We start from the raw sequence: 24,160 nt of genomic DNA on the forward strand, positions 1-24,160 counted from the left end.
CGACTTGCATGTGTTAGGCCTGCCGCCAGCGTTCAATCTGAGCCATGATCAAACTCTTCAGTTAAAATACTGATGGGTTTTGAGAAAACCCTAAACTTGGCTCAACTTACTTAAACTCATGAATTCACGAGCTACTTGTAGGCTGATAATCTTGCGATCATCTCAACTGCTTACAAGCACCCACACGAATTACTTGATTCCAGTTTGTTAAAGAGCGATTCGGTCTGCGTTTCCGCTCAACCAAGGCCGCGCATTCTACGCTAACCTTCTGATGTGTCAAGCATTTTTTGTGAGGCTTTTCAGCGCTGCACTGCCTGATACATCGACCTGACAAGCTGTTCGCTTGCCGGGCCAGGGAGGCGCATTCTACAGGGTTGAAACACCTTGTCAACGCCTTCCTCACATCCTTTTCACTGCCCGAAAGTCCTACTGCCCTTTCGCGACCGTGAACTGCGCATTCTACGCCGATGACCTACCCTGTCAAGGGGCGGTCAGACACTCAAGGATATCCAGGCAGGAGCGTGATCGCTCGCCTTTGCCTGAGCCCGCACCCACCTGTCGACTCCACCATCCTGGAGTCGCTCAGAAAGCGACGGACTCAGCAACAGATGGTCTATGCGCAATCCGGCATCCCGCTGCCAGTGCTGGCGAAAATAGTCCCAGAATGTATAAACCGGCTGGTCAGGAAACAGGCTGCCCAAAGAGTCGACCCATCCGCTTTCCAGCAGTCGCCGATAGTGCTTCCGCGTTTCAGGCTGAAGAAGCGCGTCCTTCCTCCATGAGCGTGGGTTATAGATATCTGCATCGGTAGGCACCACGTTGTAATCGCCCGCCAGGATTACCGGATGCTTCGCTTTCAACAAGTCATCAGCGTGCTCTGTCAGGCGTTGGAACCAGGCAAGCTTGTAGTCGAACTTGGGACCAGGCTGGGGGTTCCCGTTGGGCAAATAGATGCAACCGATCACCACTCCGCTTATAACCGCTTCTATATAGCGACTCTGAGATGGATCCGGATCATCCGGGAGCCCCTTTCGGCTCAGCAGGGGGGCTTCACCTCGGGCCAGGATTGCCACGCCGTTCCAGGCCTTCTGACCGTGCCATACGGCACCGTATCCCGCCTTGCTGATTGCATCAACAGGAAATACATCATCGGGCGCCTTCAGCTCCTGAAGACAAACGACATCGGGTCGCTCTCGCCCCAGCCATTCGAGCAATGCTGGCAAGCGAGATCGAATACCATTGATGTTGAACGTAGCGACCTTGAAGCTGCCCATGCGACTTCCTCGAAAACCAGCACTCAAGGAATGGGAGCCTTGCAACCACCAGGGAGTTCCAACAAGGCGATACCGGACGCACTGCGCATGGCGTGAAGTCGCAGGCATAAAAAAACCCAAGTCAGCTGACTTGGGTTTCTGTATTTGGTCGGGACGGAGTGATTCGAACACTCGACCCCTTGCACCCCATGCAAGTGCGCTACCAGGCTGCGCTACGCCCCGACTGTGCTTTGCGTTCCTGCCAAAGCGGGACGAACTATACATTAACTAACTGAAATGCGAAAGGTTTTTTTCGCCTTTGTGCTCAATTCGCTTTAAGCACCTGCAAGACCTCCTCCAGCTCGGCGATGGTCTGGCGAATCAGCTGCTTGTACTGGCTGTTGTCCTCTTTCGCTTCCTCACCCGTCAGCCGCTGCCTGGCTCCACCGATGGTGAACCCCTGATCATAAAGCAGAGAGCGGATCTGGCGAATCAACAGGACATCCTGGCGCTGATAATAGCGGCGGTTACCACGGCGTTTCACCGGTGAGAGCTGCGGAAACTCCTGCTCCCAATAGCGAAGCACGTGTGGTTTGACAGCACATAGCTCGCTTACTTCACCAATGGTGAAGTAGCGCTTGCCTGGGATGGCGGGCAGTTCGTTATTGTGGCTGGGTTCCAGCATACTCTTCTACTCTGGCCTTGAGCTTCTGACCCGGTCGGAAGGTGACTACCCGCCGGGCCGTGATGGGAATCTCCTCACCGGTCTTGGGGTTTCGCCCGGGCCTTTCGCGCTTGTCCCGCAGGTCGAAGTTGCCGAATCCGGACAACTTGACCTGCTCGTTGTTTTCCAGCGCATTGCGGATCTCTTCAAAAAACAGTTCTACCAGCTCTTTGGCTTCTCGCTTGTTGAAGCCCAGCTCCTCGTAGAGATGTTCCGCCATTTCTGCTTTTGTCAGAGCCCCCATATGCACTTTCCTATCTTCTCAACGTGGCTTTGAACCTCTGCTCAAGTGAACCCACTACTCGTTCCATGAGCGTGTTCACTTCATCGTCATTAAGAGTGCGCGAGGAATGTTGCAAGGTCAAGCCGATCGCCAGGCTTTTGCTTTCAGGATCAATACCTTTGCCCTGATAGACGTCAAAGAGCCTCAGGTTCTTCAACACCGGACCGGCCTGCTCGCGGATATCCTCCAGCAGATCGCCGGCCGCCACGGACTGGTCCACCAGCACAGCGATGTCCCGTCGGACCTCAGGGAACCTGGAGAGTTCGGAGAACCGCGGCAGACGCCCTGCAACCATGCCTTCCAGGGCCAGCTCGAAGACAAAGACCGGACCGTGCAGATCCAGCCTGTCCACGATCTGCGGATGCAATGCGCCCAGCCAACCCACCAGCTCGCCATCGCGCAGGATCCGCGCGCACTGCCCTGGATGCAGAGCCGGATGCTCTGCGGGCTCGAAGCGGAAATCATCCAGTGCGCCCCCCTGCCCCAGCAACGCCTCCACATCCCCCTTCACATCATGAAAGTCGAGCTTGTCGGAGCCATTGGCCCAGCCTTCCGGTAGCCGTGTGCCAGTGGCAATGCCAGACAGCATCGGTTGCTGCTGCAGTTCGCCTCCGGCCAGCGGCACGAAGCGCAGACCACTTTCAAACAGCCGCACCCTGGCCTGCTGGCGGTTCTGGTTGTGCTGTACCGCCTTGCACAGACCAGGCCACAGCGAGGTGCGCATCACTGCCATATCACTGGAGATGGGGTTGGCAAGCGCCAGCGGCTCCGCCTGCGGATCGAACAGTTTATTGAGGCCGGCCTCGATGAAGCTGTAGGTGATCGCTTCCTGATAACCGCGCGCAACCATCAGACGACGCAGCACCGGCAGCTCGCCGCGTGTTTCCGGCTTGGCGGTCAGGCTCAGGGAAGCCCGGGGTGCGCTGACCGGCAGACGGTTGTAACCATACAACCGTGCCAGCTCCTCGATCAGGTCGATTTCCAGACTGATATCAAAGCGATGACTGGGGACGGACACCTGCCATTCGCCCTCGCCTACGGCCTCAACGGACAGCTCAAGCCCGCGAAGATAACCCTCTACCTCCGCCGCGGGAATAGTCAGGCCCAGCATCTGGGTTACGCGATCATTGCGCAGGCGGATCGTGACCGGTTTAGGCAGATGCTGCCCGTCCAGCGCCTCGACAATGGGGCCGGGCTCTCCGCCTACCACTTCCAGAATCAGGGCAGTCAGCCGCTCCATCGCTTCGCGCTGCAGTTGCCAGTCCACACCACGCTCATAACGATGAGACGCATCGGTATGCAGACCGTAATTACGCGCCTTGCCCGCAATGGCAATATGGTCGAAGAATGCGCTTTCCAGGAACAGATCCCGGGTGCCCTCGCTGATGCCGCTGTGCTCGCCACCCATGACACCTGCCATCGCCAGCGGGCGTTCGTGATCGGCGATGACCAGAGTATCGCTGCGCAGAGTGATGTCCTGACCGTCGAGCAGGGTCAGTTTCTCCCCCTCCTCAGCCATGCGCACCCGGATACCACCGCGCACCTGCGCCAGATCGAACGCGTGCAGCGGCTGCCCCAGCTCAAGCATCACGTAGTTGGTGATATCCACCACAGGATCGATACTGCGCACATCGCTGCGGCGCAGACGCTCGACCATCCACAAAGGGGTCGGACGGGAAAGGTCGACATTGCGGACCACACGACCGAGATAACGCGAGCACGCTGCGGGAGCCATCAGCTCTACCGGGCGGGTCTCGTCATGGGTGGGAGCGACCGCTTCAATGGCCGGACGGGTTACCGGGACGCCGTAATTGGCGCCCACCTCCCGCGCCAGGCCGGCGATCGACAGGCAATCACCGCGGTTGGGAGTGAGGTCGACCTCGATGATGGCGTCATCCAGCCCGAGGTATTTTCGCAGGCACTGTCCCACCGGCGCCTCGGCCGGCAGCTCGAAAAGGCCGTCATGATCATCTGAAAGCTGCAGCTCGGAAGCGGAACACAGCATGCCGAATGACTCCACGCCGCGCAGCTTGGCCTTCTTTATCTTGAAGTTCTCACCAAGCACGGCGCCGACCATGGCAAAGGGGACCTTGATGCCGACGCGCGCATTGGGCGCACCACAGACCACCTGGAACTCCTCCAGACCATTGGTGACCCGACATACACGCAGTTTGTCGGCGTCCGGATGCTGCTCTGCGGAAACGATTTCGCCGACGATCACCCCGCTGAACTCACCTGCTGCAGGGACAACGCTGTCCACCTCCAGCCCGGTCATGGACAGACGCGCCACCAGCTCGTCCCGGGTGACCTCGGGGTTTACCCAGCTACGCAGCCACTGTTCACTGAATTTCATCTTCTCTTCCTGCTATCAAAGGGACGCGATTGCGGCGCTCAGCGAAACTGCGCAAGGAAGCGCAGGTCGTTATCGAAGAACAGACGCAGGTCGTTGACGCCGTAGCGCAACATGGCCAGGCGCTCGACGCCCATACCGAAGGCAAAGCCCTGATACTGCTCCGGGTCGATGCCCGAAGAGCGGAAAACGTTTGGATGCACCATGCCGCACCCCATCACCTCCAGCCAGCCGGTCTGCTTGCACACCCGGCAACCGGAGCCGTTGCACATCACGCACTGGATATCCACTTCGGCGGAGGGCTCGGTAAAGGGGAAGAATGAGGGGCGGAAGCGCACCTTCAGATCCTTCTCGAAGAACACCTGCAGAAACTCGGCAATGGTGCCGCGCAGATCGGCGAAACTCACCTCCCGATCAACCAGCAGGCCTTCAACCTGATGGAACATCGGCGAATGGGTCAGATCCGAGTCGCAGCGGTAGACGCGGCCAGGGCAGACGATGCGGATCGGCGGCTTCTGACTTTCCATCGTGCGCACCTGAACCGGTGAGGTATGGGTACGCAGCAGGGTGTTGGCGTTGAAATAGAAGGTATCGTGCATTGCCCGGGCGGGATGATGCCCCGGAATATTGAGCGCCTCGAAGTTGTGATAGTCATCCTCGACCTCGGGGCCTTCCGCCACGGCATAGCCGACGCGGGAAAAGAATTCTTCGATCCGCTCCATGGTGCGGGTGACCGGGTGCAGCCCCCCGCTGGTCTGGCCACGCCCAGGCAGGGTGACATCGACCCGCTCGGCCGCCAGCCTGGCGTTCATGGCCTGGGTTTCCATCTCGGTCCTGCGCGCGTTCAGCACGGTCTGCACGCGCTCTTTGGCTTCATTGACCATGGCGCCGACTCGCGGCCGCTCTTCGGCAGGAATATTGCCCAGGGTCTTCATCACCTGGGTAAGCTCGCCCTTCTTGCCAAGATACTGGACGCGAAGCTGCTCCAGCGCATTGACATCAACCGCCTGCTGTATGGCCTCCAGGGCCTGGGAGACCAGCGTGTCCAGGTTTTCCATTTAACACTCCAGAAACAAAAATAGGGGAAGAGCGACAAGGCTCTTCCCCTATTAATGACGTTGCCAACCGGCGCAAGCGCCGGTGATTGTCGTAACGAGGGCTTAAGCCAGGCTAGCCTTTGCTTTTTCGACAATCGCAGCAAACGCCGCTTTTTCGTTCACGGCCAGATCAGCCAGAACCTTACGGTCGATTTCGATGGATGCCTTTTTCAGGCCAGCGATCAGACGGCTGTAGGACAGACCGTTGACACGAGCACCAGCATTGATACGGGCGATCCACAGAGCACGGAACTGACGCTTGCGCTGCTTGCGGTCACGATAGGCATACTGACCTGCCTTGATGACCGCCTGCTTGGCAACCCGGAATACACGCGAGCGCGCACCGTAGTAACCTTTGGCGAGTTTCAGAATTTTCTTGTGACGCTTGCGCGCCATCACACCACGCTTAACACGAGCCATTCTTCAGATCCTCAACCTTGATTAACGGAGACGCAGCATGCGTTCAACTTTCTGGACATCTGCAGCATTGAGCTGAGAGGTACCGCGCAGTTGGCGCTTACGCTTGGTGGTCATCTTGGTCAGGATGTGGCTCTTGAAAGCATGCTTGTGCTTGATGCCACTGCCAGTCACTTTAAAGCGCTTGGCGGCACCGCTCTTGGTTTTCATCTTTGCCATGTTCGGGTACTCCAAATAGAGTGGATAAGATAATCACAAGGCCTGGCGTTGCCCTGGAGATTACTTTTTCTTCTTGGGTGCTAGGACCATCATCAGCTGACGACCTTCCATTTTCGGGCGCTGTTCAACGGTGCCGTATTCGGCAAGGTCAGCTTCGACCCGCTTCAACAGCTCCATGCCCAGCTCCTGATGGGCCATCTCCCGGCCGCGGAACCGCAGGGATACCTTGGCCTTGTCACCCTCGTTGAGGAACTTGATAAGGTTACGAAGCTTGACCTTATAGTCCCCTTCTTCCGTCCCTGGACGAAACTTGATTTCCTTGATCTGAATCTGCTTCTGATTCTTCCGCGCGGCGGCCTGCTGCTTCTTCTTCTCGAAGATGTGCTTGCCGTAGTCCATGACACGGCAGACAGGCGGTTCTGCGTCGGGGGAGATTTCAACCAGGTCGAGCTTGGCCTCCTCTGCGGCGGCCAATGCTTCCTGAATGGACACGATACCGATCTGTTCACCTTCGGGGCCGATCAGGCGCACTTCGCGCGCCGTGATGTTTTCGTTGATCGGCGGGCGTTGTGCGGCTCTTTTGTCTTGTCTCATCTCGCGTTTAATCTTTATTGCTCCGAATTCGGGCGGCCTCGTTGTGCAACGGCGCGGGCAAGAAACTCGGAGAACTCGGCAATGGTCATCGTACCCAGATCTTTACCCTCCCGCGTGCGCACGGCCACAGTGTGCGATTCAACTTCCCGGTCGCCGATTACCAGCAGATAGGGAGTTTTATGTAAAGTGTGCTCGCGGATTTTAAAGCCGATCTTCTCGTTTCTCAAGTCCGCAACAGCTCGATAACCCATTTCGTTGAGAGATTTCTCGACTTCGCGGGTAAATTCTGCCTGGCTATCGGTGATATTCAGGACTGCCACCTGCGTCGGTGCCAGCCAGGCCGGAAAATCGCCGGCGTAATGCTCGATCAGGATGCCGATGAAGCGTTCGAAGGAACCCAGGATTGCACGGTGCAGCATGACCGGCGTCTTGCGGGCGCCATCCTCCGCCACGTACTGGGCGCCGAGTCGACCCGGCAGCATGAAGTCCAGCTGCAGCGTGCCACACTGCCAGACCCGACCGAGGCAGTCGCGCAGGGAGAATTCGATCTTCGGCCCGTAGAAGGCACCCTCGCCCGGCTGCAACTCCCATTTCAGACCAGCTTCGTTCAGCGCCTCTTCCAGACCCCGTTCTGCCTGATCCCAGTCGGCATCATCGCCCATCCGGTCTTCAGGACGAGTGGACAGCTTCAGCTCCACATCGTCGAAACCGAAATCGCGGTACACCTGCAGGGTCAGCGCAATGAAGTCAGCCGCCTCGGATTTCACCTGCTCGTCGGTACAGAAGATGTGGGCATCATCCTGAGTAAAGCCGCGCACGCGCATCAGGCCGTGCAGAGAACCGGACGGCTCGTTACGGTGACAGGAGCCGAATTCGGCCAGACGCAGCGGCAGCTCCCGATAGCTCTTCAGGCCCTGATTGAAGACCTGGATATGACACGGGCAGTTCATCGGCTTCACCGCATAGTCGCGGCTCTCCGACTCGGTAGTGAACATGTTCGCCGAGTAGTGCTCCCAGTGACCGGAGCGCTCCCACAGCACGCGATCAACCACCTGGGGAGTGCGGATTTCCTTGTAGCCGCTGTCCTGCTGCACCTTGCGCATGTACTGCTCGAGCACCTGATAGACGGTCCAGCCGTTGGGGTGCCAGAACACCATGCCCGGCGCCTCTTCCTGGGTATGGAACAGATTCAGCCGCTTGCCGATCTTGCGGTGATCACGCTTCTCCGCTTCTTCGATGCGCTTTATATAGGCCGCCAGCTGCTTCTTGTCAGCCCAGGCTGTGCCGTAGATGCGCTGCAGCTGCTCGTTCTTCGCATCGCCACGCCAGTAGGCACCTGAAATCCGGGTCAGCTGAAACGCCTTGAGGAACCGGGTATTGGGCACGTGCGGGCCGCGACACATGTCGACGTATTCTTCGTGGTAGTACAGGCCCATCGCTTTTTCTTCGGGCATGTCCTCGACCAGGCGCAACTTGTAATCCTCGCCCCGCTCGGAGAACACCTTGATCACTTCTTCGCGCGGCGTCATTTTCTTGATGACGTCGTACTCGGTATTGATCAGTTCACGCATGCGCTTCTCGATCGCCGCCATGTCTTCCGGCGTGAAGCTGCGTTCGTAGGCGATGTCGTAATAGAAGCCCTCGTCAATGACCGGACCGATCACCATCTTGGCAGTCGGATACAATTGCTTGACGGCGTGACCCACCAGGTGTGCGCAGGAGTGACGGATGATCTCCAGCCCTTCCTCGTCCTTCGGCGTGATGATCTGCAGAGCAGCGTCATGTTCGATCAGATCGCAGGCGTCAACCAGCCGACCATCGACCTTGCCGGCCACAGTCGCCTTGGCCAGGCCGGCACCAATGGACTGGGCCACTTCGGCCACGGTTACCGGTTTATCGAATGTGCGCTGACTGCCGTCGGGGAGAGTGATTACTGGCATGTGCCGCTCCTTGTCAGTGGTGACCGCTACGCAAGGCCACGTGATGGATATAGATGAATGCAGAAATGAAAATGCCCGACCACACAGGTGGTCGGGCATTTTTAATTGGTAGGCACGAGTGGATTCGAACCACCGACCCCCACCATGTCAAGGTGGTGCTCTAACCAACTGAGCTACGTGCCTGCGATGGAGGCGAACTATACGCACCGCCCCACCCCTCGTCAACCCCTAAGTCACTGAATAACAGCAAAAACCCACAGGGACAGGACGCGAGCCCTGCCGTTTACAGATTGACCAGTTGCTGCCGCAACTTCTGGATATCGTCGCGCATCTGTGTCGCCGCCTCGAACTCCAGATCCCGGGCATGCTGGAACATCTTTTCCTCGAGCTGACGAATGCGTTTGGTGATCTCCGACGGCGACCGCAGCTTCTCCACCTTGTACTCACCCGACTCCTCGGCAGCTTTGGCCTGGCGCCGCTTGTTCGACCGGCTGCCGGGCACCACGGCACCTTCCATGATGTCCTGCACGCTCTTGACCACGCCCTTGGGAGTGATGCCATGCTCCTCGTTGAACGCGATCTGCTTGGCGCGCCGGCGTTCGGTCTCGCCTATTGCCCGCTCCATCGAGCCGGTCATCTGATCGGCATACAGGATGGCCTTGCCGTTCAGGTTCCGCGCAGCACGACCAATGGTCTGGATCAGCGAGCGCTCGGACCGGAGGAAGCCCTCCTTGTCCGCATCCAGAATCGCCACCAGAGAAACCTCTGGCATATCAAGACCTTCGCGCAATAAGTTAATGCCAACAAGCACATCGAATACCCCCATCCGCAGATCCCGGATGATCTCGACCCGCTCGACGGTATCGATGTCGGAGTGCAGGTAGCGCACCTTTACTCCGTGATCGGCAAGATAGTCAGTGAGATCTTCCGCCATCCGCTTGGTCAGGGTCGTCACCAGCACCCGCTCGCTCTTGGCGGTACGCAGGCCGATTTCCGACAGCAGGTCATCCACCTGGGTCAGCGCCGGGCGCACCTCGATCTGCGGGTCGACCAGGCCGGTGGGCCGCACTACCTGCTCTACCACCCGCCCGGCATGGCTCTCCTCGTAGGGGCCGGGGGTCGCAGACACAAAGATCGTCTGCGGCGAGATGGCCTCCCACTCGCCAAAGCGCATCGGGCGGTTATCCAGCGCGGACGGCAGCCTGAAACCGTACTCCACCAGGGTCTCCTTGCGCGAGCGGTCCCCCTTGTACATCGCGCCGACCTGGGGCACGGAGACGTGGGATTCATCGATCACCAGCAACGCGTTGTCCGGCAGATAGTCGAACAGGGTCGGCGGCGGCAGACCGACCGGCCTGCCGGAAAGGTAACGGGAGTAGTTTTCGATACCGTTGCAGTAACCCAGCTCCATGATCATTTCCATATCGAAGCGGGTGCGCTGCTCCAGCCGCTGCGCCTCAACCAGCTTGTTCTGGCTCTGCAGAACTTCCAGACGCTCCTTGAGCTCCTCCTTTATCTGCTCAACCGCGTCCAGCAGGGTCTGCCGTGGCGTCACATAATGTGATTTGGGATAGATAGTTACACGCGGAACCTTGCGCAACACCTCACCTGTCAACGGGTCGAAGAAACTGATGCTGTCGACCTCGTCATCAAAGAGCTCGATGCGAATCGCTTCCAGATCCGATTCCGCGGGGTAGACATCTATCACGTCGCCCCGCACCCGGTAGGTGGCCCGCGCCAGCTCCATGTCATTGCGCGTGTATTGCAGCTCCGCCAGACGCCGCAGCAGGGCGCGCTGATCGAGCTGATCGCCGCGATCCACATGCAGCACCATTTTCAGATAGGACTCGGGGTCACCCAGGCCGTAAATGGCCGATACCGTCGCAACGATGATCGCGTCCGGGCGCTCCATCAGCGCCTTGGTTGCCGAGAGCCGCATCTGTTCGATATGGTCGTTTATCGAGGCGTCCTTCTCGATAAAGGTATCAGACGCCGGCACATAGGCTTCGGGCTGGTAGTAATCGTAGTAGGAGACGAAATACTCCACTGCGTTGTTTGGAAAGAACTCGCGAAACTCGCCATAAAGCTGGGCGGCCAGGGTCTTGTTCGGCGCCATTACGATGGTGGGCCGCTGGACCTGCTGGATGACATTGGCAATGGTGAAGGTCTTCCCTGACCCGGTGACCCCGAGCAGCGTCTGGTGCGAGAGGCCCGCTTCCAGCCCCTCCACCAGCTGCGCTATGGCTACCGGCTGGTCACCGGCGGGTTTGAATCGGGTTTGCAGCTTGAATCGGTTCATGACAGGAAGGCACCACGAAAGGACAACAGCCACAATCATAGCACTGCCCGGCGTGCCCGACGCAGCTCAGGCGGGCTCGCACCCTGCCCGAGTCTCTGTTTATAATGTCCGGCCGCCCGCGGCACAGCCCGATCACATCAATTCACCTGTTTCGAGTCTGCCCATATCATGAGTCTGTTTTCCCCCGTTGAAATGGCGCCACGCGATCCCATCCTTGGCCTGAACGAAGCCTTCAATGCCGATCCCCGTGCAGAGAAAGTCAACCTGGGCGTAGGCGTCTACTACGACGAGAACGGCAAGGTTCCCCTGCTGCGGGCCGTCCAGGCCGCCGAAGAAGCACGCGTTGCCGAGCACGCCCCGCGCACCTACCTGCCGATGGAAGGCCTGGCTCCCTACGACCAGGCGGTTCAGAAGCTGCTGCTGGGCGCCGACTCCCCGCTGCTCAGCTCCGGTCGTCTGGTCACCGCACAATCCATCGGCGGTACCGGTGCACTCAAGCTGGGCGCAGACTTTCTCTATCGACTGGCCGGCAAGCGCCTGGTCGCCATCAGCGACCCGAGCTGGGAGAACCACCGCTCGCTGTTCGAGACAGCCGGTTATGAAGTGGTCACCTACCCGTACTACGATCCGGCAACCCACGGCCTGAATCTGCAGGGGATGCTGCAGGGCATCGAAGCGCTCCCCGAGGGCAGTGTCGTGGTGCTGCACGCGTGCTGCCACAACCCCACCGGGGTCGACCTGAGCATCGAACAGTGGAAGCAGGTCATCGAGGTCGTACGCAAGCGCAATCATGTCCCCTTCCTGGACATCGCCTACCAGGGTTTCGGCGACAACCTGGAAGACGACGCCGCTGCCGTACGGCTGTTTGCCGAGGCCGATCTGTCCTTCGTCATCTCCAGCTCATTCTCCAAGTCCTTCTCGCTGTACGGCGAACGGGTCGGTGCGCTGACGCTGGTGACCGGCACCGCCGAAGAAGGCGAGCGAGTGCTTTCCCAGCTCAAGCGTGTTATCCGCACCAACTATTCCAACCCGCCCACCCACGGCGCCAAGGTAGTGGCCGCGGTGCTCAACAACCCCGAGCTGTATGCCATGTGGGAGCAGGAACTGGCGGAAATGCGCATTCGCATCAAGCAGATGCGCAAGGCCCTGGCGAACCGTCTGCGCGCCGCAGGGGTGGAACAGGATGTCAGCTTCATCGAAAAACAGCGGGGCATGTTCTCCTACTCCGGCCTGAGCCGTGAGCAGGTCGACCGGCTGGCACAGGAGTTTGCCATCTACGCGGTGGGCAGTGGCCGCATCTGTGTGGCTGCACTGAACAACCGCAATATCGACACGGTTGCCGATGCCATCGCCAGAGTCATGCTGGAGGCCTGAGCGCAGGTTGCGCCATTTACCGGAAAGCGCTTCAAGGTGTTGACTTGAAAAGTATTTTTGGTAGAGTGCGCACATCCTTTCCGCGATAGCTCAGTCGGTAGAGCAAATGACTGTTAATCATTGGGTCCCAGGTTCGAGTCCTGGTCGCGGAGCCAGACATCAAAGCCCGGCATGAGCCGGGTTTTTTGTGCCTGTTATTCAACGGCGCAATCAACCGTGACGCGTATTCGGTTGATGTGTCGACGGAAAAACTGCGTCAGCGTCGCCTCTTCACCCGGCTGCAGCAGTACCCGCCTGGGTACCGGCCGCTCCGGCCCGTTCACGAAAGCGACCTGACACGCCAGCGGCCTCGGCTCGCGGCTCGTCAACATCACCGCCGCCATGTTGGCCAGGTCCGTGGTCTGCACCGACACCTCCGTGCCCTGCGGGAGCACCTCCACGTCGACCGGGAAAGTATAGTTGGCGGCAGACACCGGCAGCGCGAGCCCCAACCCGATGATCGCGAAAAGTTGATACATTGGCGTCTACCCTTATCAAGTCAACGATATCTACGATAGGCCAGAGAACGCTCTGATGAAAGCACCCCGCGTCACCCTGGAACAATGGCGGACCCTGCAGGCCGTCGTCGACCATGGCGGCTATGCCCAGGCCGCAGAAGCCCTGCATCGCTCCCAGTCCTCTGTAAGCTATACCGTGGCGCGCATGCAGGAACAGCTCGGCGTACCGTTGCTGGAGATCGTCGGTCGCAAGGCCGAGCTGACCGAGGCCGGCTCGGTGCTGCTGCGCCGCTCGCGTCACCTGCTCAAGGAAGCCCGGCAGCTTGAGGAGCTGGCCTGGAACATGGACCAGGGCTGGGAAGCCGAAGTCCAGCTGGTGGTCGAAGCGGCCTACCCTACCGAGCGACTGGCCCGCGCACTGGAGGCCTTCATGCCCCAGAGCAAGGGCTGCCGGGTGCAGCTGCGCGAAGAAGTCCTGTCGGGCGTTGAAGAGCTCCTCAAGAATGGCACCGCGGACCTCGCCATCTCCGGCATTAACATCCAGGGATACCTGCCCCAGCAGCTCAAGGCCGTGGAGTTTGTTGCGGTTGCCCACCCGGACCACCCGCTGCACCGGTTGAACCGCACCCTCACGCACAACGATCTGGAGACCCACCTGCAGGTCGTGATCCGCGACTCCGGCAGTCACCAGCCGCGCAACGAGGGCTGGCTTGGCGCAGAGCAACGCTGGACGGTAACCAACATGAGCACCTCGCGGAAGCTGATCTGCCAGGGGCTGGGTTTCGCCTGGCTGCCCCGGCACGAAATTGTCGAACAGCTGGAACAGGGCAAGCTGGCAATATTGCCCCTGCAGCAGGGGCAGCACCGTGCAGCCAACATGTATCTTTATTCCAACAAGGACAGGACGCCGGGGCCCGCCGCCCGGATACTTGCCGAGCTGATCATCCAGCACTCCCATGATGACGGGTGAACAGAGGGTGAAGACGTTGAGTCACGCCGCGCGAGTGCTTACACTCCCTGCCACACGCCGGCCCGTATCACATCCGATATGGGCGCTGACCTACTGGAGCCCTGAATGCTGAAGAAACTGATCGGAACCTGTGCCCTGGCCCTGCTTGCCGGCTCCGCGCTGGCAGATAATCCCCGCGTACTGCTGAGCACCAGCCATGGTGATATCGAAATCGAACTGAATCAGGAGGCTGCGCCCATCAGCGTGGACAACTTCCTGCGCTATACCGACGCGGGCCATTATGACGGGCTGATCTTCCACCGCGTGATCCCCGGCTTCATGATCCAGGGCGGCGGCTTCACTCCCGACATGCGCCAGCGCGCTGTGGGCAAGCCGATCAGGAACGAAGCGGACAACGGCCTGAACAACGACCGCTACACGGTTGCCATGGCGCGCACCCAGGTGCGTGACAGTGCCACCAGCCAGTTCTTCATCAACCTGGCCAACAACGATTTCCTCAACCATGGCAGCCGGGATTTCGGCTATGCCGTGTTCGGCAAGGTGGTAAGCGGGGAACACGTGGTGGAAACCATCGCCAAGCTGCCCACCGGTCGCCAGGCAGGTCACAGCGACGTGCCGGTCAACCCGGTCATCATCAACAGTGCGAAGCGGGTCGACAGCGGCGAGTAGCCCCCCCTTCCGGATCGGCGCAGGGCGGTTCACTCCGCCCTGCGATAAGGCAGATAACTCAGCGCGTCCCGGGCATAAGCCCGTATGCCTGCCCGCTCCTGGGTCAGAAAGTCCGCCACCGCCTCGTGCAACCCCGGCTGCAACCTGTGCCAGGATTGGGTCAGCACCGGCTCGAAACCGCGCAGCAGCTTGTGTTCACCCTGGGCGCCGGCGTCAAAGCGTTGCAACCCTTCCTCGATGCATCGCTCCATCCCCTGATAGAAACACGTCTCGAAATGCAGGTTGTCATACTCCTCCAGGCAGCCCCAGTAGCGTCCGTACAAGGTGTCACTGCCCGCCAGGAACAGCGCACCGGCCACGTCCCGGCCCTGGTGATGTGCGAACACCAGGCGCGGGGTGTGCGGCAGGCGCTCGCCCAGCAGCACGAAGAACTCCGGCGTCAGATAGGGCCGGCGGCCTCGCTTCAGGTAGGTCGCGGCGTAGAAGGAATAGAACCGCTGCCAATCCGCCGCCCCTATCTCCGGCCCTGCCAGCCACCTGAATTCGATGCCCTGACCGGCAACGGCCTGGCGTTCCTTGCGGAAGTTCTTGCGCTTGCGTGAATTGCACGCGGCGAGAAAGTCGTCGAAGCTGCGATAATCACGATTGACCCAGTGAAACTGACAGCCGAGCCGCTGCAGCCAGCCGCCGTCTTTCAGCCAGGCATCCTCACTGCCGTCGTTGAACAGCAGATGCAGGCTGGACACCTCCTGCGCTGCCAGCGCTTCCTCCAGAGATCCAAGTACCTTCAGCGCGGCGGAAGCGTCCCGCGCCAGCAGGCGCGGCCCCTGCACTGGCGAGAATGGGATGGCCGCAACATATTTGGGGTAATACCTGTGCCCCGCCCGCTCCCATGCCTCTGCCCATTGCCAGTCGAACACATATTCGCCCCAGGAGTGCTGCTTGAGGTACAGCGGCAGGATCGCCTGTGCCCGTCCCCCGCTGCGCAGAAGACGGTGCGCCCCCTGCCAGCCGGTTGCAGGCATCACCGAGCCACTGTCCTCCAGCGCGGAAAGAAAGCCATGGCGCAGAAAGGGATAACCGGCAGGGGCCAGCTCATCCCATTCAGCGGCCTCGATTTCCGACACTCGATCAATGGTCTCAAGCTCCGACAACAGCACGTACCTCTTCATCCGGCTTACCAGGGACGAGAGTATCTCATCAGCTGCGCATACAAAGCATCAGGCAGAAAAAAGCCCCCTGACGGGGCTGAAGGAGCAGCCTGAACAGTACCTGTTACTGGGTAGCCCAATCCATGAAGGCCGCGCGGCTTTCAGGACTCATCAGATGCCACAGCTGTTTGAGTGTGGTCAGGGTCGCATCGTTATGCGGCAGCGTTTCAGCAGCCACCGAGCTCGGCTGCGGCGCTGCGCTACGCTGCATCTCGGCTGCCGGGGAAGCGGCATCCAGGGGGGCGACGGTGGAGCGATTGTCATCCGGCTGACCGGTGCCCAGCAGGTTGCTCACCAGCGAGGTGTTGCGCTGGCCTTCAACCGCGGCGTGGCGCTCTCCGGTGCTGATATTGACAGCCCAGGCCTGGAACTCGGTTTCCAGCCGCTTCGCCTGTTCAAGGGTCCGGGGGCGATCGAACTCCAGCTTCCAGCGTTCGCCGGCCTTGCCATCGATGGTGAACACGCCGGTACGGCCACGCACCACTTCGTGGCTCATTCCACCATCGATGTCAAATCCCTTCTTGTAGAACGCATTGATGCGGTATTCACCCGGCTGCAGATGCAGTGTCTTGTCATCGGTACCAAACATGGCATTGGCGCCGCTTACCCGCTGCCCATTGATACTCTGGACTTCAAGTTCATTGGGGACGACAACGGAAAGAATCTGCTGTTCAGGCAGAGCATTGCCTGGATAGAGCTGTACATGGGACTGCTGCGCGCAGGCGACCATTAAACAGGACAGGGCAATAACTAGCAGGCTACGCATGAAAACTCCTCGGGCGGGTTGGAAAACAATAAAGAGGTAAGCACACCTGGAAGGTTGCAACCTTGGAGGGAAGAATAAGAACAAATGATTGCAGCAAGATGACAACTGAAATCCGGATATAAAAAAGCCGGGTCACCCGAAGGAGTAACCCGGCCGGACACTTCCCTGTATTCCCTCAGACAACTCAGAAGTCGTAACGCAGACCTACAGAGAATCCGGTTGCCTCTTCACCTGTGGCCGCACCCGGGTTGGCGCTGCGACCCTGCGCCCAGGGGCGCAGATTCTGGCGATCGTCGTTGTCCACCATCGCGTAGTTGGCGTAGACGCGGACGGCCTTGTCCAGCTTGTGCTCAACACCGATTACCCACATGTCGGCATCGTAATCCTCACCGTCGCTGTCCAGCGTCATCCACATCGCCTTCAACGCCGTGGCATCGGTGAGCTTGTACTCGCCACCCAGGCCGTAGGTATCAGAGGTCAGATCGTCACGCTTGGCATCGGTGGCAGCCTGATCGATGACGCCGGCGTCGCCCAGAACCACGCCGTCATAGTCCACGGTCTGGTAGAAGCCGACCAGCTTGAATGCGTCGGTCAGATTGTAGGCCGCCGCCGCGCGGATACCATCGCGCTCGCCACGGCTGACGTCTTCCTCGACGGCTTCATAGGCCAGCGAGCCGGTGAACGGGCCGTTGGAGTAGTTGAGCGACACGCTGAACGCATCGGAGTCTTCGTCCTCAACGGCAGCCTGGCCCTCGTATACCGAGTACGCCAGCTTCATGTTGAAGCCGTTCAGGCTCGGTGTGGTGTACTGGACAGTGTTGTCAAAACGCTCATCGAACCGGGCGTCCCCGATGCGGGTCAGGTTGCGCATGTCACCGACCTGATCACCGAACAGGTTTGCCGGACCACGGGCCACCTTGAAGGGGCTGTCGAAACGCCCCATCTGGATGGCGCCCCAGTTGCTGCCGCTCAGACCGACAAAGGTGTCGCGGGTGGCAAAGTCGGAAGATCCGCCACTGCCCGTGGCGAAGTTGATTTCCTGCTCGATCTGGAAGAACGCCTTGAGATCGGGGTTGATGTCGTGCGAGCCCTTGAAGCCCAGGCGCGAGGAGTTGCTGGACAGGTTGGTTTCGGAATAATCGTCACCGTCATCCAGGAAATCGGTGGATACATGAGCGCGACCGTAAATGCTTATATCAGCCTGCGCCAGCGCAGGCATAATAGCCGCAGCACCAACCACAATCGCAATCAACTTCTTCTTCATCAGAAACTCCTTCGGGTTTTATAAAACGTCATCCTGCAAAGCTGACGTCGTTTGTTTCGACGGAGTGATTATGGAAATCGGGCATTACAGCGATCTTGCTGAATTATGAAGATTTGAAGTCAGGGGAACTTCAGGAGGATAGGAAGAACTACCGAAGTTGCGATCGATATGAAGAGAGTCTGCGGGGATAAATCAGGGAGTGCCCCGACATTTGTCGGGGCAGGTTCAAGCTCAGAGTTTGCGCACCACGATACTGCCGATCGAATAGCCCGCCCCGAAGGAGCAGATTACGCCAAGGGCGCCGGCGTCCAGATCATCCTGATACTTGTGGAAGGCGATGATCGAGCCCGCCGAGCTGGTGTTGGCGTATTCATCCAGTACCACCGGCGCTTCCTTCTGCAGATCCGGGTCACGTCCCAGCAGCTTGCGGGCAATCAGCATGTTCATGTTCAGGTTGGCCTGGTGCAGCCAGAAGCGGCTGATGTTCTCCACCGGTATCTCCAGCTCCTGCAGCTGATTCGAGATCAGCTCCGCCACCATGGGGCACACCTCACGGAACACCTTCCGCCCCTCCTGCACGAACAGCTTGTCAGGCTTGCCGATCCCGCTCTCGTCCGCCCGGTTGAGGAAGCCGAAGTTGTTGCGGATGTTGTTTGAGAACTGGGTCAGCAAACGGGTGCCCACCACTTCGAACTGATGCTCGGAACGGGCCTGATCTGCTCGCTCCATGACCACTGCGGTGCAGGCGTCACCGAAGATGAAGTGGCTGTCCCGGTCACGGAAGTTCATGTGGCCGGTGCAGATCTCGGGGTTGACCATGAGAATGGCACGGGCTTGCCCACTGCCGATGCTGTTCACCGCATTCTGAATACCGAAGGTGGCCGACGAGCACGCCACGTTCATGTCGAAACCGAAGCCTTCGATGCCCAGCGCTGCCTGCACTTCCACGGCGACCGCAGGGTAGGCCCGCTGCAGGTTGGAACAGGCGACGATCACCCCATCAATGTCGGCAGCCGTGCGGCCTGCACGCTGCAGCGCCTGCTCCGCCGCCTTCACCGACATCTCACAGAGGATCGACCACTCCTCGTTGCTGCGCTCGGGTATGCTTGGCACCATGCGATCGATATCGAGGATGCCGCTCTTGTTGGTGACGAAACGGCTCCTGATGCCGGAGGCCTTTTCGATGAACTCGCTGCTGGACAGCGGCGCCGCATCCATCTCACCGGCCTCGATGGCCTGCGCGTTCTCCGCGTTGAAGCGTTCTGCCCAGGCATTGAAACTGGCGACCAGTTCGTCATTGCTGATGCTGTGCGGCGGGGTGTACAAACCTGTGCCACTGATTACTACTTTATGCACGGTCAAGCCTCTTCATATCCGTTCTGTTCTGTATTACGCGCTGCGTGCCGAGCCATCCAGGACAGAATCACTGGATAATGGTCCACCGCTGCCTGCGGATGGGTCAACAGGTCGAGATGGCCGTAGCTTCGGGAGCTGCCAGTCCCTTTCTGCAGCACAACGAGCTGCGCATCATGCACACCCAGTTCGCGGGCGAATTGCCTGATATCGGCGGGATGCCCCAGGCAGTGATCGTCGCGGCCGGCGATGTAGAGACTGCCCGGCCAGTTCAGATCAGTCACTGCTGCAGCATAATCGAAACAATCCTGTGGGTCGCGCCATTTTCCGCCATTCTGCCAGATTCGCACTTCCTCGTGCAGCTGGCGGGATATATCCACCTGACCCAGCCCCAGCGTGCGCAGTGCCAGCGAGCCGTGGCGCCGCCCTAGTCAGGGCGCTATCCGGCCCCACATCAGGTCAAGCAATATACGCCGCCGCCAGCTTCGCTGGGAGCAGACCCGGCGTACACCGATCTGGACCAGGCCGGCAACCTTGTCCAGCCAGACGGGAGCGCGCAGCAGCGCACTGGCAGCCAGCACGCCGCCCCACCCCTGTGAAATGATGAAAAACCGCTCGCCCGGGTGCGCACGGGTCAGTTGATCAAACAGCGCCGGAAGGTCTTCGGTTATCAGCCGGTGCTGGCTGACGTCCTCCACCGCCATCGGCAGATCGGCGACATGAACGCTGTAGCCAGCCGCGGCCAACCAGGGGGCCAGACCGGTGTCCGGCGTCGGGTTGAACACCTGTGCGGTCTGCCCCAGCCCATGGAGCAGCAATACCGGAGTTCCGACATCACCGAAGCGGCGCAGCAGCAATTGGGAGCCAGCCGGGGCCGGCGTGATCAGCGAGGTCATGCCATGTCCATGTTGATAGTGTCCTGGCTGGAGTCTACCCCTTCTGTGGGTCTCAGGATGTGATCTCCTGCCAGAGTTTTCTCAATCGTTTGTCGGATACCGGCATCCGGGTGCCCAGTTGCTGAGCGAACAGCGACACCCGGTACTCCTCCAGCATCCAGCGCCAGTGGGTCAGCCGTTCATCCTGCCGGCCTTCCACCAGGTAGCGCTGTTCGAGGGCGTGGTATTGCTGCCAGAAGGCCTGCAGCTCCTCCGTCCAGACCCGGTCACGCTGAATCTGCCCCGGCAGCTTGTCCAGGCGCTGACCGACAGCGGCCAGGTAGCGCGGGTACTGGCTCAGCCATTGTGGCGGAACCTGGCGGATGAACCCCTTGAAGATCAGATTCTGCAAGTGGGCGCGGATGTCCGCCATGGCAATGGCATGGGAAAGGTCGATACGCCCCTTCAAACGTTTCTGGATGGCATGCCAGGCCCTGAGAATATCCAGCACCTCGCCCGCCAGCTTCTCGGCGGTCGGCACCAGCTCCGCCCGCCCCTGCTCCTGACATACGGCGAGGGCCTGCGGCGTACGCGGCAGTTTACCGTCCTGCGGCAGGCAGGCGCGATCGACGGCCGCGAGCAGTACATCCTCCGTCAGCTGCTGCTGATTGCCCAGTTCGCGGTAATAGAGCGCTGCCTCACGCAACGGCGCCAGTTTCTGCCGGAGGAACTTCGCCTGTTCGGGCATGCCCTGCAGCAGCAGACGCTGCACGCCCCTCCGGTGGGCCTGCTCCGCCTGCACCGGGTTGTCGAACAGCTGCTCCACCACGGCATCGCCCTGCTCTACCCAGGCGGGCCAGAAATCCACTTCGATGCCGGCCTGACGCTGGCTCATGCGTACCGGCAGCTCCTGCGTGCCGGCCGGCGGTCTCGCCCGGCCCGCGTCGGCGACTGCCGCCGGCTTCGCCTCGCGCTGCTCACCCAGTTCTCCGGCCAGCTGCACGCAGAGCGCACCATAATCGCGGCCACTGGCGATCGTCCTGCCTTCCGCATCCACCACCAGGATACGCATCAGCAGGTGGTCCTCCAGCTCAATGCCGCTCCAGGCGTCTTCATCCAGCCGCACGCCGGTCATGCGGGTGAGCTCCCGACCCAGCGCCTGGGTCAGCCGACCTTCACCGAAGGGCATCCGCTCCAGCGCCGCCCGAACGAAGTCCGGTACCGGTACGAAGTTCTTGCGCAGGGCCTTGGGCAGCCCCCGTACCAGCGCCACGCACTTGTCGTAGATCAGTCCCGGGACCAGCCACTCCAGCCGCTGCTCAGGCAGCTGTCGCAGCAGCGCAAGCGGCACGGTCAGGGTAACGCCATCCGCTTCGTGGCCGGGTTCGAAGTGATAGCCCAGCGGCAGAACTGTCCGCTCCCACCGCAGCGTATCGGGGTATTGCGCGGCGCTGACCTCGTCGGCTTCCCGCTGCAGCAGATCCTCACGGGTCATGTGGAGCAGATCGGGCTGCTCTCGGCTGGCGCGCTTGAGCCAGCGCTCGAAACTCGCCAGCTGATAGATGTTCTCCGGCACCCGCTGGTCGAAATAGCGGTACAGGGTTTCCTCATCGACCAGGATGTCCCGTTTGCGGGCCTTTGCCTCCAGCGCATCCAGTTCCTCAAGCAGGGTCTGATTGGCGCGATTGAAGGCGGCACGGCCATGCCACTCGCCCAGCACCAGCGCCTGGCGAATGAAGATTTCCCGCGACGCAACCGGATCGATCGGTCCGAAATGCACCTTGCGCCTGGGCACGATGATCAGTCCGAACAGGGTAACCTGCTCGAACGCCACCACCTGGCCGCGGCGCTTCTCCCAGTGCGGTTCACTGTGGCTGGATTTGCTCAGATGTCGCGCCAGGGGCTCGACCCACAGCGGATCGATACGGGCAGCCAGCCGCCCGAACAGCCGACTGGTCTCGGTCAGCTCGGCCACCATCACCCAGGCCGGGCGCTTCTTCGCCAGCGCGGAGGACGGGTGCAGCATGAACCGGCGCTGGCGGGCACCCATGTAGTCACCGTCCTCGGTCTTGTTACCCAGATGGCTCAGCAATCCGGCAAGCAGCGCCTTGTGCACCGCGTCGTAACCGGCGGGCTCGCGGTTTATATCCAGTCCCAGATCGCGACAGGTCAACAGCAGTTGCCGATGGGTCTCGCGCCATTCGCGCAGGCGCAGGTAGTTGAGAAAGTTCTTCCGACACCAGCTGCGCAGCTGGTTCTGGGTCAGCGCCTGGCGCTGCTCCTCGAATCCACGCCAGAGATTGATGAAGGCCGCAAAATCGGAGTGTTCATCCCGCCACTGGGCATGGGCCTGATCGGCCGCCTGCTGACGTTCGATCGGTCTTTCCCGCGGGTCCTGCACCGCCAGGGCGCTGGCAATGACCAGCACCTCGTCCAGACTGCCGAGCCTGGCTGCTTCCACCAGCATCCGGCCGATGCGCGGGTCCACCGGCAGCCGCGCCAGTTGCCGGCCTTCCTCAGTGATGCTGCCGTCCCGCTCGACCGCACCGAGCTCCTGCAAGAGGTTGAAGCCGTCACTGATGGCGCGGCCTTCCGGTGGCTCGATGAAGGGGAAATCCTCGATCCTGCCCAGCCGCAGATGCAGCATCTGCAGGATCACCGCCGCCAGGTTGGTACGCAGGATCTCCGGGTCGGTAAAGGCCGGGCGGCTGTTGAAGTCCTCTTCGCTGTACAGGCGCACGCAGATACCGGGCGCCACCCGACCGCAACGTCCCTTGCGCTGGTCCGCGCTGGCCTGCGATACCGGCTCGATCGGCAACCGTTGTACCTTCGAACGCGGACTGTAACGGCTGATGCGCACCTCACCGGGGTCGATCACGTAGACGATACCCGGCACGGTAAGCGAGGTCTCCGCCACGTTGGTCGACAGGATCACACGCCGACCGGCGTGGCGGGCGAAGATCTTCTGCTGTTCGGCTACCGACAGCCGTGCATACAACGGCAGGATCTCGGTGTGTCTGAGGTTGGCCTTGCGCAGGAAGTCCGCCGTGTCCCTGATCTCCCGCTCGCCGGGCAGGAACACCAGCGCGTCGCCGGGCGGCTTGCCGGTGGCGCGCTCGTGCTGCTCCAGTTCGCGCAGCGCCGCCAGTATGCCCTGATCGATACTCAGGTCTTCTTCTACCCGGTTGCCGTCCTCGTCCACCTCTGCTGCCAGTGGCCGGTACCAGACGTCCACCGGGAAGGTGCGTCCCGAGACCTCGATTACCGGGGCATTGTTGAAGTGGGCGGAAAAACGCTCCAGGTCGATGGTCGCCGAGGTGATGATGACCTTGAGGTCCGGCCGCTTCGGCAGAATGGTCTTCAGATAGCCGAGCAAAAAGTCGATATTCAGGCTGCGCTCGTGCGCCTCATCGATGATCAGCGTGTCATATCGCGACAGGTAGCGGTCATTCTGGGTTTCGGCCAGCAGAATGCCGTCGGTCATCAGTTTGACCAGGGTGCGCTCGTTGCTCTGATCGGTGAAGCGCACCTGAAAGCCCACCAGCTCACCCAGGGGCGTGCCCAGTTCCTCCGCCACCCTATTGGCGACGTTGCGTGCGGCCAGCCGCCGCGGCTGGGTATGACCGATCAGCCCGCGGCTGCCCCGCCCGAGCTCGAGGCAGATCTTCGGCAGTTGGGTGGTTTTCCCGGAGCCGGTAGCCCCGGCGATGACCACCACCTGATTTTCAGCGATGGCCTTGCGAATCTCTTCACGACGCGCCGCCACCGGCAGGCTGTCATCGTAGTGCAGTGCCGGCACACTTGCCGCCCGGGCCTGCACCCGCGCCAGGGATCGCTCCAGCCGCTGCTGCCACTGGGCGAGCCGGGTCGCGTCCGGCCGCTTGCCCAGTCCCTGCCATTGGCGAAGCAGACGGTGGCGGTCGGCGGACATGGCAGCATCAAGCTGGCTGGCAAGCGTATGCGGTTCAGTCATGGGTTCCCGATTGGCAGAATGAAAAAAGCCCC

21 protein-coding genes, 3 tRNA genes and 1 rRNA gene are annotated in these 24,160 nt (G+C 60.6%); 4 read left to right on the top strand and 21 right to left on the bottom strand.

Going from position 1 to position 24,160, the window contains the following annotated elements; all coding sequences use genetic code 11:
• From IEW63_RS05290 to uvrB, 13 genes are all read right to left on the bottom strand, one after another.
• Positions 1-64: ribosomal RNA gene (locus IEW63_RS05290) — 16S ribosomal RNA — on the bottom strand; the annotation flags it as partial.
• Positions 65-491: 427 nt separating this feature from the next.
• The gene (gene xth / locus IEW63_RS05295; RefSeq protein WP_188635581.1) at positions 492-1,274 is read right to left on the bottom strand and encodes an exodeoxyribonuclease III; all 783 of its coding nucleotides are present in this window, start codon (positions 1,272-1,274) and stop codon (positions 492-494) included.
• Positions 1,275-1,419: 145 nt separating this feature from the next.
• Positions 1,420-1,496, bottom strand: a tRNA-Pro gene (locus IEW63_RS05300).
• 82 nt (positions 1,497-1,578) lie between these two features.
• On the bottom strand, positions 1,579-1,938 hold the full coding sequence (locus IEW63_RS05305) for a MerR family transcriptional regulator (protein ID WP_188635582.1): 360 nt from the start codon (positions 1,936-1,938) through the stop codon (positions 1,579-1,581).
• A complete protein-coding gene (gene ihfA / locus IEW63_RS05310) occupies positions 1,916-2,221 on the bottom strand; it encodes an integration host factor subunit alpha (protein WP_188635583.1) in 306 nt (101 codons plus the stop codon). The genes IEW63_RS05305 and ihfA overlap by 23 nt, the downstream gene beginning before the upstream one ends.
• A gap of 10 nt (positions 2,222-2,231) precedes the next feature.
• The gene (gene pheT / locus IEW63_RS05315) at positions 2,232-4,613 is read right to left on the bottom strand and encodes a phenylalanine--tRNA ligase subunit beta (protein ID WP_188635584.1); all 2,382 of its coding nucleotides are present in this window, start codon (positions 4,611-4,613) and stop codon (positions 2,232-2,234) included.
• 38 nt (positions 4,614-4,651) lie between these two features.
• The gene (gene pheS, locus IEW63_RS05320) at positions 4,652-5,668 is read right to left on the bottom strand and encodes a phenylalanine--tRNA ligase subunit alpha (RefSeq protein ID WP_188635585.1); all 1,017 of its coding nucleotides are present in this window, start codon (positions 5,666-5,668) and stop codon (positions 4,652-4,654) included.
• Between the two features lie 102 nt (positions 5,669-5,770).
• Complete coding sequence (gene rplT, locus IEW63_RS05325) at positions 5,771-6,127, bottom strand: 50S ribosomal protein L20 (protein WP_188635586.1); 357 nt, start codon at positions 6,125-6,127, stop codon at positions 5,771-5,773.
• A gap of 21 nt (positions 6,128-6,148) precedes the next feature.
• Positions 6,149-6,343 carry a 50S ribosomal protein L35 gene (rpmI, locus tag IEW63_RS05330; RefSeq protein WP_090536921.1) on the bottom strand — a complete coding sequence of 65 codons (195 nt, stop codon included), beginning with the start codon at positions 6,341-6,343 and terminating at the stop codon, positions 6,149-6,151.
• 60 nt (positions 6,344-6,403) lie between these two features.
• On the bottom strand, positions 6,404-6,955 hold the full coding sequence (gene infC, locus IEW63_RS05335) for a translation initiation factor IF-3 (RefSeq protein ID WP_188636050.1): 552 nt from the start codon (positions 6,953-6,955) through the stop codon (positions 6,404-6,406).
• Positions 6,952-8,877 carry a threonine--tRNA ligase gene (gene thrS, locus IEW63_RS05340; protein ID WP_188635587.1) on the bottom strand — a complete coding sequence of 642 codons (1,926 nt, stop codon included), beginning with the start codon at positions 8,875-8,877 and terminating at the stop codon, positions 6,952-6,954. The genes infC and thrS overlap by 4 nt, the downstream gene beginning before the upstream one ends.
• A gap of 106 nt (positions 8,878-8,983) precedes the next feature.
• Positions 8,984-9,060, bottom strand: a tRNA-Val gene (locus IEW63_RS05345).
• 100 nt (positions 9,061-9,160) lie between these two features.
• On the bottom strand, positions 9,161-11,176 hold the full coding sequence (gene uvrB, locus IEW63_RS05350; protein WP_188635588.1) for an excinuclease ABC subunit UvrB: 2,016 nt from the start codon (positions 11,174-11,176) through the stop codon (positions 9,161-9,163).
• 168 nt (positions 11,177-11,344) lie between these two features.
• On the opposite strand from uvrB, the gene IEW63_RS05355 reads away from it, so the two are divergent.
• Positions 11,345-12,550, top strand: a complete 1,206-nt coding sequence (locus tag IEW63_RS05355) for an amino acid aminotransferase (protein ID WP_188635589.1) — start codon at positions 11,345-11,347, stop codon at positions 12,548-12,550.
• A gap of 79 nt (positions 12,551-12,629) precedes the next feature.
• A tRNA-Asn gene (locus IEW63_RS05360) sits at positions 12,630-12,705 on the top strand.
• Between the two features lie 39 nt (positions 12,706-12,744).
• Here the strand turns inward: IEW63_RS05360 and IEW63_RS05365 are convergent.
• The gene (locus IEW63_RS05365; RefSeq protein WP_188635590.1) at positions 12,745-13,068 is read right to left on the bottom strand and encodes a 3-phosphoglycerate kinase; all 324 of its coding nucleotides are present in this window, start codon (positions 13,066-13,068) and stop codon (positions 12,745-12,747) included.
• Positions 13,069-13,123: 55 nt separating this feature from the next.
• Here IEW63_RS05365 and IEW63_RS05370 point away from each other — a divergent pair, with 55 nt between their 5' ends.
• Together IEW63_RS05370 and IEW63_RS05375 are read left to right on the top strand one after the other, a co-directional pair.
• Complete coding sequence (locus tag IEW63_RS05370) at positions 13,124-14,017, top strand: LysR family transcriptional regulator (RefSeq protein WP_188635591.1); 894 nt, start codon at positions 13,124-13,126, stop codon at positions 14,015-14,017.
• Positions 14,018-14,122: 105 nt separating this feature from the next.
• On the top strand, positions 14,123-14,686 hold the full coding sequence (locus IEW63_RS05375) for a peptidylprolyl isomerase (protein ID WP_188635592.1): 564 nt from the start codon (positions 14,123-14,125) through the stop codon (positions 14,684-14,686).
• Between the two features lie 29 nt (positions 14,687-14,715).
• On the opposite strand, the gene IEW63_RS05380 is transcribed toward IEW63_RS05375, so the two are convergent.
• From IEW63_RS05380 to hrpA, 7 genes are all read right to left on the bottom strand, one after another.
• Positions 14,716-15,858, bottom strand: a complete 1,143-nt coding sequence (locus IEW63_RS05380) for a GNAT family N-acetyltransferase (RefSeq protein ID WP_188635593.1) — start codon at positions 15,856-15,858, stop codon at positions 14,716-14,718.
• 103 nt (positions 15,859-15,961) lie between these two features.
• Positions 15,962-16,663 carry a DUF2057 family protein gene (locus IEW63_RS05385; protein WP_188635594.1) on the bottom strand — a complete coding sequence of 234 codons (702 nt, stop codon included), beginning with the start codon at positions 16,661-16,663 and terminating at the stop codon, positions 15,962-15,964.
• 184 nt (positions 16,664-16,847) lie between these two features.
• Positions 16,848-17,927: a porin gene (locus IEW63_RS05390; protein ID WP_188635595.1), complete on the bottom strand. Its 1,080-nt coding sequence runs from the start codon at positions 17,925-17,927 to the stop codon at positions 16,848-16,850.
• A 231-nt stretch (positions 17,928-18,158) separates the two neighbouring features.
• Complete coding sequence (locus tag IEW63_RS05395) at positions 18,159-19,283, bottom strand: beta-ketoacyl-ACP synthase III (RefSeq protein ID WP_188635596.1); 1,125 nt, start codon at positions 19,281-19,283, stop codon at positions 18,159-18,161.
• A 2-nt stretch (positions 19,284-19,285) separates the two neighbouring features.
• Positions 19,286-19,660 (bottom strand): hypothetical protein, encoded by a 375-nt coding sequence (locus tag IEW63_RS05400; protein ID WP_188635597.1) that lies wholly within the window; start codon positions 19,658-19,660, stop codon positions 19,286-19,288.
• A gap of 51 nt (positions 19,661-19,711) precedes the next feature.
• Positions 19,712-20,176, bottom strand: coding sequence for an alpha/beta hydrolase (locus IEW63_RS05405; protein ID WP_188635598.1), 465 nt, complete (start codon positions 20,174-20,176; stop codon positions 19,712-19,714).
• A 52-nt stretch (positions 20,177-20,228) separates the two neighbouring features.
• Positions 20,229-24,128, bottom strand: coding sequence for an ATP-dependent RNA helicase HrpA (hrpA, locus tag IEW63_RS05410; RefSeq protein WP_188635599.1), 3,900 nt, complete (start codon positions 24,126-24,128; stop codon positions 20,229-20,231).
• Positions 24,129-24,160 lie beyond the last annotated feature (32 nt).

Origin of the sequence: Halopseudomonas pertucinogena, assembly GCF_014646575.1 — a bacterium.
In the GTDB taxonomy this organism is placed as follows: Bacteria; Pseudomonadota; Gammaproteobacteria; order Pseudomonadales; family Pseudomonadaceae; genus Halopseudomonas; species Halopseudomonas pertucinogena.